This is a genomic window from Pseudomonas sp. BN417 (genome assembly GCF_029871205.1).
Classification (GTDB): Bacteria; Pseudomonadota; Gammaproteobacteria; order Pseudomonadales; family Pseudomonadaceae; genus Metapseudomonas.
Genome location: NZ_SSOJ01000153.1, coordinates 109,825 through 119,233 on the forward strand (window position 1 = coordinate 109,825; position 9,409 = coordinate 119,233).

At 66.3% G+C, this 9,409-nt stretch carries 5 protein-coding genes and 1 pseudogene; 2 read left to right on the forward strand and 4 right to left on the reverse strand.

Going from position 1 to position 9,409, the window contains the following annotated elements:
• Nucleotides 1-5: 5 nt before the first annotated feature.
• The 4 genes and pseudogenes from nahK to pqqF form a co-directional block, all read right to left on the reverse strand.
• On the reverse strand, nucleotides 6-2,633 hold the full coding sequence (gene nahK / locus E8F11_RS24685) for a hybrid sensor histidine kinase/response regulator NahK/ErcS' (RefSeq protein ID WP_280291542.1): 2,628 nt from the start codon (nucleotides 2,631-2,633) through the stop codon (nucleotides 6-8).
• A complete protein-coding gene (nosP, locus tag E8F11_RS24690) occupies nucleotides 2,563-3,729 on the reverse strand; it encodes a nitric oxide-sensing protein NosP (protein ID WP_280291543.1) in 1,167 nt (388 codons plus the stop codon). Before nosP ends, nahK begins: the two co-directional genes overlap by 71 nt.
• Before the next feature lie 264 nt (nucleotides 3,730-3,993).
• Nucleotides 3,994-5,094: pseudogene (locus E8F11_RS24695) on the reverse strand (porin); the annotation flags it as partial.
• A 325-nt stretch (nucleotides 5,095-5,419) separates the two neighbouring features.
• Nucleotides 5,420-7,882 (reverse strand): pyrroloquinoline quinone biosynthesis protein PqqF, encoded by a 2,463-nt coding sequence (pqqF, locus tag E8F11_RS24700; RefSeq protein WP_280291545.1) that lies wholly within the window; start codon nucleotides 7,880-7,882, stop codon nucleotides 5,420-5,422.
• A 242-nt stretch (nucleotides 7,883-8,124) separates the two neighbouring features.
• Here pqqF and E8F11_RS24705 point away from each other — a divergent pair, with 242 nt between their 5' ends.
• Together E8F11_RS24705 and E8F11_RS24710 are read left to right on the forward strand one after the other, a co-directional pair.
• Entirely contained in the window at nucleotides 8,125-8,451 is a 327-nt protein-coding gene (locus tag E8F11_RS24705) for a hypothetical protein (RefSeq protein WP_280291546.1), read from the forward strand.
• Nucleotides 8,452-8,855: 404 nt separating this feature from the next.
• Nucleotides 8,856-9,080, forward strand: a complete 225-nt coding sequence (locus tag E8F11_RS24710) for a hypothetical protein (protein WP_280291547.1) — start codon at nucleotides 8,856-8,858, stop codon at nucleotides 9,078-9,080.
• The last annotated feature ends 329 nt before the right edge of the window (nucleotides 9,081-9,409 follow it).

Genomic DNA, 9,409 nt, shown 5'->3' on the forward strand with positions numbered 1-9,409 from the left:
ACTCCCTAGCGCTCCAGCAGGTGGCTCATGGCAGTCTTCAGCTTCATCGGCCGCACCGGTTTGTGCATCAGAGTGTGGCCCAGTTCGCGCATCTGCTGCTTCAGCTCGTTGCTGTAGTTGGCGGTGATCATCAGGGCCGGTAGCGGCGCGCTGCGCCGGGCGTTGATAGCGGCGACGGCGTCTACGCCGTTGCAGCCGTCGTCCAGGTGGTAGTCGGCTATCAGCAGGTCGGCCTCGGCGTGGAAGTTGTCCACCTGGCGCGCCAGGTCTTCTTCCGAGAGTGCGGTGGTCACCTGGCAGCCCCAGCCTTCCAGCAGGGTGCGCATGCCGGCGCAGATGGCCGCGTCATTGTCCAGCACCCAGACCCGCGCCCCCTGCAGGCGCTCCAGCACGGCCTGGGGCTCGTCGCGCTCCGGTTTCTGCCGGGGCACCCGGCGGGCCAGGGGGACCTCCACGGCGAACAGCGAGCCCCTGCCCAGTTCCGAGGCGACGCGGATGCGGTGGCCGAGCATGCGGGCGATTTTGTCCACGATGGCCAGGCCCAGGCCCAGGCCGCGGTCCTGCTTCTCGCGCACCACTTCACCGCGCTTGAACTCCTGGAAAACCTCGCCGAGCTTGTCCCGGGCGATGCCGATTCCGGTGTCATGCACCTCGATCCACAGGCTCTGGCGCTGGCGCCGGCAGCCCAGGAGGATGCGCCCTCTGGGGGTGTAGCGGATGGCGTTGCTGAGCAGGTTGCGCAGGATCCGCGCGAGCAACTGCAGATCGCTGCGCACCAACGCCGAACTGGGCACGAAATCCAGTTGCAGACCTTCGCTGGCAGCGATCTGCCGGTACTCGACGGCGAGGTTGTCGAGCAGCTCGCTGAGGGCGAAGGGCGCGATATCCGGCTTGATGACCCCGGCGTCCAGCTTGGAGATGTCCACCAATGTGCCCAGCAGGTTTTCCACGTCCTCCAGAGAGTTGCTGACATTGCGCACCAGGGACAGGTTGCAGGCCTGGCTGCGCTGTTCGAGCAGGGCGCTGGTGAACAGCCGCGCGGCGTTCAGGGGTTGCAGCAGGTCGTGGCTGACGGCTGCGAGGAACTTGGTCTTGGACAGGTTGGCCCTGTCCGCCTCGGACTTGGCCTCGCGCAGACGCAGCTCCACCTGGCTGCGCTCGTCGATTTCGCGGCGCAGCTGGTTGTTCAGCGAGGTCAGCTCGGCGGTGCGCTCGCGCACTCGCTGTTCCAGGTTCTGGTAGGCCTGGTGCAGGGCTTCGGCGGTACGGCGACGTTCGGTGATATCGCGGATCAACACGAAGATACCCACCACCTCGCCATTGGCCAGGCGGTTCGGCACATAGGAGCGCAGCATGCAGCGCTCCTGGCCGTTGAGGTTGGTCTCGCTGACTTCGAAGGACAGGCTTTCCCCGGCCAGCACCCTCTCGACATAGGGCTCCAGGCGTCGCCAGTGCTCTTCGCTGTGCACCTCGCGCAGGCCCTGGCCGAGCATGGCGCCGCGCGGCCAGCGGTACCATTCCTCGTAGACCTTGTTGGTGAACTCGTAGACCAGGTCGGCGCTGAGGTAGGCGATCAGCGCCGGCACATGGTCGGTGATCAGGCGGATCCAGCGCTCGCTCTCGGCCAGGGCCTCGGCATGGCGGTAGCGCTCGGTGATATCGGTGAAGGTGTTGACGAAGCCGCCGGTAGGCAGTGGATGGGTACGCACTTCCAGCACCCGGCCGTTGTACAGGCGCTGCTCCATTTCGCGAATGGGCCGGCCGTTGGCATCACGGGTATCGGGGCTGAGCAGCGGCAGCTCGCTGTCGGCCATGACCCCGGCGAAGGAGCGGTGCGTCTCCACGGGCGCCAGGCCGCAGAGTTCGAGGAAACGGTGGTTCCAGAGTTCGAGGATGCCCTCGGCGCTGACCATCGCCACGCCCTGGGACAGGTTGTCCACCGCCCGCTGCAGCAGCCGCGACTTCTGCGCCAGGGCCTGTTCGCGGCGGTCGGTCTCGCTCTGCTTCAGCTCGGTGATGTCGGTATAGAGGATCACCAGCCCGCCTTCGCGGGTGGGCCGCTCGCTGACCTGCACCCAGCGGCCATCGTGCAGGCGATAGAGGATGTTGTCGTCGCTGCCGCGGTGTTCCTCGACTATCAGTCCGGTGCTCTCGGCCAGGCGGCGAATCTCCGACAACCGGGTACCGCTGCCGATGCGTGCGCGGGTGTGCGCCCAGAAGGACTTGAAGCGGCTGTTGAAGAGGACGATGCGCTGGTCGCAGTCGAACAGCACGAAGGCATCCGAGATGCTTTCGATGGCGTCGATCAGGTGCTGGTGGGCGGTTTCCGCGCGCAGCCTGGCATCGCTGAGCAACCGGTTGCTGGCCTTGAGTTCGGCCATGGCCTGGTTCAGCGCGTCGGTGCGCTCGCGCACCTGCTCGGCCAGCACCACCGAATGCTGGAAGGCCGCATAGCTGTCGTCAGGCCGAGAGGCACTGGATTCCACTCGCTCGATCAGCGCCGCATTGATCCGCCGGAGCTTGTGGTTCTCCTCCTCCAGGGCGGCCAGGCGCGCCTGCGGGTCAGCGGCAGCCATTGCGACCCCGGCGGCCGATGGCGACTCCGGTGAAGGTCTGGTTGATGTGCATGCCATTGAACTGCTCTCCATAGGAGTTGAAGCCGATCACCCGCTGCCGACGCAGGACCTCGGAGGTGAGCGCCAGTGTCTCCGGGTTGTCCTCCAGTTCCAGGCGGCGCAGGAAGCAGTCGCAGCCGATGGTCAGCAAGGGCGGGCCGAGGCGCTCGCCCAGGCGCGCAAAGAGCGCCTCCAGGTTCGGCAGCAAGGGACCGGGGCGCATGGCGGTGAGGACGATGCCGTTCTCCACCGCACAGTAGAAGCTCAGGCTGAGGTCCGGATTGACCCGCTGGATGGAGCGCACGTAGTACGAATCCCCCAGACGCACCGCCAGCGGGTGGGCGGCGAAGACCCGGTGGTCGAGGCGCTCCAGGGGCACGCCCATCAGCTGGGCATAGACCTGCGCCGCCGGCTCGGCATTGAGTTCGAAGACCCGCCGGCTGGCATTGTCGGCGCGGGTGACCACCAGCTTTTCCGCCTCGGGGAGGATGTGGTGGGTGCTGAACACTTCGAAGTCCAGCCCGGTATTGACCAGCACCACCACGGCTGCGCCGGCGTGAAAACGGCCTTCGTAATAGACGTGGGTGTGCTTGAGGTGGTTGTCGTCGGCGGCCGAACCGCCGAAGTGAGGGATGCTGCCGAAGGCCGCGCCGAGGGCGGCGAGCACCACTTCTTCACGACTGGAAAGGCCGTCCAGCAGGGTCAGGGCGAAGCTGTGGCCCTTGATCGGTGCCAGGGAGTTGGCCCGGCAATCCTGCACCAGGCGCTCCACCAGTTGCTGGGCGTCGATCAGGCCGAAGCGGTCCATCTCGTCCACCAGGGCGCTGGCGATGGAGAAGCTGCGGTGGTCGAAGCCCACAGCGCTGACGCAATTGCGACCGTAGCCCTGGGCGGTGATCTCGCCGGCACTGGTGCAACCCACCAGGCGCACACCGCCGAAGTACTGTTCCAGGGCCAGGCCCAGGGCTTCGAGGTCATATTCGGCGGAACAGAAGAACAGCACAAAGCCGAGGTGCGGGTGAATGAGCTGACGCGCCAGGTCCTGGGCCACGGCCTCGGCCTCGCTGGCCAGGGACATGGCGGTGACTACGCCCTCTGCCGGTTCCTCGAGCATCCCGGTTCCCACCCAATAAGCCTGCTGTCGATGGGGAAATTCTACGGAGGGGTCTTGGGGTCCCCCATCCTTCTTGGGTAGCGGCGGGCTAGTTCGAAGGTAGGGGCTTTATCTGGCGTAGGGTGCGCTGTGCGCACCGGACAGACCTTCACGGTGCGCACGGCGCACCCTACAGAAACAGCACCACTACTGGCCGCCGAAAGCAAAAAAGGCGGGAGGACCATCGCCTCTCCCGCCAAAACCGGAGCAACCGGAGCTATTCGATTACCAGGTCAACACGGCACCCACGGCGACGGTGTCGGTGTCTTCGTTCTGCGCATCGCCTTCATGGCCATCGATCTCGAACTGGTTGTACTCCGCCACCAGCTTGAGGTTGTCGTTGATGTCGTGGAACAGCGCGACGCCACGGGTCTCGTAGTCGGCGCCGGTGTTGACCACACCGTTGCCGTCGTCCTTGGTCTTGCCGTAGGACAGCGCCAGGCGGTTCTTGCCGAAGCGGTAGGAGCCCTGCATCAGGTAGCCGTCGCTGTCCACCTCGCGCAGGGTCGGCTCGCCGGCGTTGTTGGTGAAGAAGGGGTTGATGCCCTTGGCCTGGAAGCCCGAGCCCACCAGGGTGAAGGCGCCCATCTTGGCCTGCACGCCGTAGCCCAGGCCCTTGGAGGTGACGCTGTCGACATTCGGGTCGGTGTTCTCCGAGGTCTGGTAGGCACCGTTGACCCAGGAGTAGATCTGCGCGCCGGCCAGGTCGAACTCATAGGTGATCTCGCTCTCGAAGCGCGGGTTTTCCTGGTAGGCCTTGCCGGTGGGGCTGCCGTCGTTGGTGTCCACCGGGTCCATGATGCCGACGGCGGCGCGCAGGCCGTCGGTCTTCGGGCTGCGGTAGGTGATCTGCGAGGTCGGGAAAGGATAGGGGTAGCCGCTGCCGATATTGCCGAAGGACACGCCGCCGCCATCCACCAGGCCCAGGGTGTCGCTGACCTGGCCGTAACCGGCGAGCAGCTCGTCGAGCAGGATGTTGGAGCGGGCGAACAGGCCGAAATCCTTGCCCACCAGCACCTCGCCCCATTCAGCGCCGGCGGTGCCGTAGAACTGGCGTACGTCGATGGCGGTGGCGGTGCCGTTGGTTTCGCTGTCGTTGATGGTGACCCAGAAGGAAGAACGGGCGCCGAGTTTCAGGTCGTCCACCTGCTTGCCCATGTTGAAGCCGATCCAGTTGGGCAGGAAACCCATCTTGACCCGCGCCTGGCGGCGGTCGAACTGTTCGCCGTCGCGGTCCACGTCACTGTTGACGTAGAAGGCGTTGACATAGCCGTCGGCGGAGAAGGTGGTCTGGTCCTTGTCGTAGAGGACGATCTCGGCGGCGGCCTGCTGGGTGGCCAGGGCAACCGCCGCCGCCAGGGCAAGGCGGGACATACGGGGTTGGGCGATCTTCTTGTTGTTCATGACGCTCTCCGCTGTGGGTGGACGACCGGGCAGGTCAGTCGTGTCGGAGGCGATTATCGAAACGCCGCCCGGGCGGCCATACGCTGCCTTGGCGGGGTTTCAGCGCTGCTTTGGCCGGGGCCTGGTAGCCGCGCCGGCAAGGCTTACGACCGGACGAGACTCAGGTCGTAGGCCGCTGGGCGGACGCGCAGGCACCAAAGGACGAGGCCAGGATGGCTCGACGCAGGGGATCGATAGGCAGGAAGGGTCAGGCGGAAACGTGCCAGTCCGGCGTAGGCGCCGCAGCGTTGGCCAGGGCATGGCAGGATAGCCCGGCGATCAGGCGGCCCTGCTGCTCCAGCAGGAGCGCCGGCTGCAATGTGCCCAGGGCCTGGCGCACCTTGCCGGCATGGCCTGGCGGCAGGCCGGCGAGACGGTCGAGCCAGCATTGCCGGGCGTGGTCGGCAAAGCTCGCGGCCTGCCGTTGCAGTTGCTGGTCCAGGCCACCGACCAACGCCTGCAGGCGACCCTGGTCCAGCCGCGCCAGGCTGGCGTACTGGCGCGCGAGGAAGTCCTGCATATGCTCGAGGAGACTGGCCACCGGGCTGCGCGGCGACTGCACGGCGAACAGCAGGCCACGGTGCGGGCCAAACTGGCGGAAACCGCAGGCCAGCGCGTAGCCCAGCTGCAGCTCGCCGCGCAGGCGCTCGTGGAAGGCGCGTTCCAGGCCGCAGGCCAGCAAGCGCCAGCAGGCCTCTTCCTCAGGCGCCGGGTGCTCGAGGGGGTAGAACAGCAGCAACGCCGCTTCACTACCGGGCATCTCCAGCTGCCGCCATACGCGCCCCCCCTTCCCGGCCGGTGCCAGTACCGACCCTGGCAGGCCGGGCAGCTCCGCACCCAGGGCCAGCTCGCCCAGGCCGAGGCCCTGCCAGCGCGCCTGCCACCAGAAGCGCGCCAGGGCTTCAGGGTCAAGCACGGCGGGCGTTTCGGTCTGTGGGGCATCCAGCAGCTCGGGCAAACATTGTAGCAGCTGGCGGATCGGCAATTCGCCGGCCAGCCTGCGCAGTTCCTCCTGCTGCAGGCGCTCCCCCTGGGCCAGAGCTCGGAGCGAAGGCACCTGCAAGGCCGGTAACAGATCGCCGGCGACCCGGCTCAGCAGCGCAGCGTTGCCCTGCAGGGTCAGCGCCAGGCAGCCCTGCTCCGCCTGGATGCGCCCCTCCAGCCCGGCCTGGGCAGCCGCCCCCAGCACGGGACGCAGCGCCCGTTGCAGGCCATGGGCAAGACCACGCGGCAAGCCCATCTGCCCGGGCTTCCAGCGCAGGAACAGGGCCGCCTGCCCAGGAGCGCTCGCCAGGCCGGGTAGTAGCGGCACCGGTAAAACTGCCAGAAACCCAGGTACTGTTGGGCGTAGATAGGGATTGGCGGCCGGCAGGCGCCAATCGCCACTGGCCGATGCTGCGGGCGGGACTTCGAGCCGCTCCAGGCACAGGGGGAAGCCGGACGCTTGCAGGGTCGGCGCTGCGGCGGATTCGCAGGTCTCCAGCCGAATCAGGCGCTCGGGGAGCAATTGATCGAGCAGCGCTCGGACATCCGCCTGCGTCGGCGGAGGCGCGGCCAGGGCGACCTCCAGCGGCGCATGCAACGCAGCCTTGCGCCGCAGGATCTCCAGCCGCTCCTCCCAGGCGCCTGGCCAGGGCGAAGCGTCGCGTAGAAAAGCCAGCCAATCCAGCAACTCCGCCTCCAGGAGCGCGCAGTCGGCTCCGGTTACCAGGTCGAAGTCCATCAGCAGCAGGCCCTGCCCGCCGTACACATAAGGCAGCCGCAGTTGCACCGCATCGCTCAGGTCGAGGGTGAACAGCCGCGCCAGCAAGCCATCGGCTGATTCATCGGTCATCAGGCTTTGAAGGAAACCCAGGGCGGGCTCCGCCTCGCCCACCTGCCCCCCCAGTGCAAAGGCCAGCAACAGTCGCGCGCGGCCACTGGGCAGACCGAGGCGGAGCCGGCCCGCGCGCAGGGGCAGCATGGGCCGCAAGGCGGGCTCCGGCAGCGCCCTGCCCGCTGGCAGGCGACCACCCAGGCGTCGCGCCAGTTCCATCAGCTCGGCCAGGGACTGCGGCGCCACCAGGGTCAGGCGCATGCGGCCGGGCTGATAGTGGGCCTGATGGAAGCCCCGCAGTGCCGGGAAGAAGTCCGCTTCCTCCAACCTCAGGCTGGCGGCATTGCCGGCATGGAAGTCCGCCAACGGGTGACCGGGGGCCAACGCCCAGGCCAAGGCGGCTTCGCAGAGGGTTTGCGGATCCCGCGCGCGGGCGCTGTATTCAGCCTCGAGCACGTCACGCTCGCGCTGCAGGGCATCAGGTTCCAGCAACGGGTTGGCGAGCATGTCCAGCAGCCGCGCCAAGGCATCATCCAGGCGTTGCGCCGGCACCTCGCAAAAGAAGCGCGTGCTGTGCGGGCGGGTGCTGGCATTGACCCGGCCACCCAGTCCCTGGACGAAGGGGATCAGCCCCTCGCCGTGGGGAAAGTCGCGACTGCCGAGAAACACCAGGTGTTCGAGGAAGTGCGCCAGCCCCGGATACTCGGCCGGTTCATCGTGGCTGCCGCCGCCCACCTCCACAAACGCGGCGGCCAGACTGGCGCCCGGTTGCCGTACCAGGCGCACCCGCAAGCCATTGGCCAGGCGGAAATCCAGGGACAATGGCGGTTCTGCGGCTTCGACTAAGGAGGACATGGCACTCCAGGCACGCGGAGGGATACGCCCGTAGCTTCGATCCCGACCAAAGGGTCGGCAATGCTGCTTTGGGCTTAGTCCTCTAGTGCTAACAGCCAGTTCTTCTGGCAAATAGCGAATTTCCTACAAACCAATCAGACATTTGCCGGCCTGAGGATGGGCGTGACTCCATCGTGGGCAGTGGCATCTCAAACGGATAATGGCGCAATGCCACGCCAACCAATGGCCTTACCGGAGCGAGCATGGACGACACTCCCCCGCAGCAAGTACCGCAGAGCGAAATCGCGTTGCTGGCCAATATCCTGGCCCTCACCACGCGCAACATGACGGCCATCACCACGCTGCTGGCCCAGGTCACCGCCAACCTGGCCGGCTCCACCGACAGCAACCTGCAGGCGGTTTCGGTGAACCTGCTGGACAAGATCACCGACCTCGGCAGCGACCTGGAACTGCAATGGGACCTGATCCAGTCTCTTGACCGTTTCTGCCCCCTGCTCGCCCGCACCCCGCCGGCACGGACCTCCCTGGTCACCGAGATCGACATCAGCCAGCTACCCAAAAGTCATTGAAGTGCTTGCATTTCTCCTGGCGATCCGCTAGGGTCGCCGCCGTTAGTACCAAGTTGTAAGTCAATCCGGCCTTCCGATCCCTCGCCCTTCGATTCCGAACGGCCACGCCAAAGGGACATGGCCACCCCCGCCGCCTCGAAGGCAGCAGCTTCCACCCCAGGGTGATGCAGCAAAGCTGTCATGAACGCACGGTAGATTGACCAGGACTGCCAGCCAGGCCAGACCCTTGCCCGGCGCAGCACCTGGCATCCCACGTACCAGCTGCCAGAGCTTGATCCCTATCGGGGAACTTCATGCCGGCACTCTTGCTCCGATAAGGATCATCCGACCAGAGCCCGTTGCTCGGCGGATTCGGAGCTATTTGTCTGGCGGCCCGTTGGCCGCACAACGAAGGAAGCAACACGATGACCATCCATCATCAAGCCCAAGCTGCAATCAGTACCCTGACCCGCGCATTTGCGCCGTTCACCTGCCAGATCACCGCCGCTCGCAACGGCAACTTCAGCTTCACCATCGTCAATGAGTATGGTGTCGCCCGTCACAGCGAGCGTCTGTATCCGGAGCACTATGGCGATGCCGGCCACCTCCAGCACGTGATCGACCGGGCACAGAAAGCCCTGACCTGCTGATGCAGTCCCCAACGAAGAGCCCCGCAAATGCGGGGCTTTTTCGTTGTTTCCGGCCTTTGTAGGGGCGAATTCATTGGCTATGTCTGCATTAAGTGCTGATAGAACGTCCTGAGCCGAGTTGCTTATCGAGTGGGCTGCGAGTCCCGGTTTCGCCTCCCGGCGAGTCTCTTTTTTCAGTCGTCGGAATGCCGCCCACAAAAAAGAAACCAAAAAGGCTTGCCCCTGCATCCGGGTCCGGCTTCGCCGGGCTCCCCTCGCTCCATCGCTGCTCCGGGGGCCCGGCGTGAGGGGCCATCCCTGGCCCCGCACGCCTCTCGCGGCATCCATGC